Here is a 1,115-nt window from a genome sequence, read left to right as displayed (position 1 = left end):
CGCGGCGGCCCGGGCGGCCGGCCCGCGCGGGGGTCGTGCCCCTGCTCGGGGGCGCGCGACGGGACGGGGCCCTGCTCGGCCGCCCGCGGCGGCGGGCCGTCGACGGGGGTGGGCGGCGGGGGGACGACGACGAAGCCGTCGTCGGGCTGCGACGGGTCGTGCGGCGGTGCGTCCGGGTTCCCGGGCCGTCCCCGGGGCGGTCCGGCGCTCACCGGGTGGTCACGTTCCCCGGAGCCTCGTCCTCCAGGGTCGGGGCGGGGGTGTCCTGCGGGTCCACCGTCGGGACGTCCCCGGTCGCGGGGCGTCTCCTGCGCCGGGATCGCCGGTCGCGTCGGGCCGCCCGCACCCGGAGCACCACCCGCAGGGTCGCGAGGGTCACCAGCACGAGGGCTGCGGACGCGGTCAACCACACCGTGATGGTGCCGTAGGCGGTCGATCTGAGCAGGAGACGACTCGTCGGGCCGAGCGATTCGCCCCCGGGGGTGAGCGCGGTCGCGTCGATCGTGAACTGCCCGGAGCGCTCGACGTCGAGGGCCACCTGGAACTGGTAGCTGCCGAAGGCGGGGACCTGGCGCACCGGGACCGGCGACGCCCGCACGCCCGGCGTGGGCTCGAGCGCCACGGTGACGTCGACCGCCACGGGCAGCTGGTTCTCCACGGTGAGCAGCAGCGGCGCGTCGCTGGAGCCCAGCGAGTAGGTGCCCGCGGGCTGGATCACCCGGACCATCGAGCGCAGGGTCCGCATCTGGGCGGTGACGTCGTCCGCGGCGGCCTGCTGCAGGGCCGGGTCGCCGCGCCCGGCGGCCGAGAGGCTGCGCAGGAGGGCGCCGGTCAGGGGCTCGACGTACTCCGACGGGGTGGGCGACCCGACCCGGTCCTGGCGGATCGCGGCGAGCAGGTCGCGCTGGTCGTCGCGCACCCGGCGGATCCGGTCGAGGACGGCGGGCGACTGGTCCGACACCGAGGTCGGCGTCCCCGGCCCGAGCGACACGGGCGGGGTGGCGGGCGAGGCCGCCGCCCGGGCGAGCAGGGTGCCCGCGTCGACGGGCGCGGCCAGGCCGCGCCGGGCGAGCTCGGCGACGACGTCGAGCAGGGCGGCCGCGGCGGGCGCGACG

1 protein-coding gene and 1 pseudogene are annotated in these 1,115 nt (G+C 78.9%); both read right to left on the bottom strand.

Going from position 1 to position 1,115, the window contains the following annotated elements; all coding sequences use genetic code 11:
• Window positions 1-212: pseudogene (locus ACFPBZ_RS29415) on the bottom strand (hypothetical protein); the annotation flags it as partial.
• Window positions 209-1,115: DUF6049 family protein (locus ACFPBZ_RS29410; protein ID WP_378039650.1), on the bottom strand; the 907-nt coding region annotated here is incomplete at its 5' end. The gene ACFPBZ_RS29410 and the pseudogene ACFPBZ_RS29415, both read right to left, overlap by 4 nt.

This window comes from Actinomycetospora atypica (assembly GCF_042653685.1).
In the GTDB taxonomy this organism is placed as follows: Bacteria; Actinomycetota; Actinomycetes; order Mycobacteriales; family Pseudonocardiaceae; genus Actinomycetospora; species Actinomycetospora atypica.
This window is presented reverse-complemented; position numbering and strand designations above follow the sequence as displayed.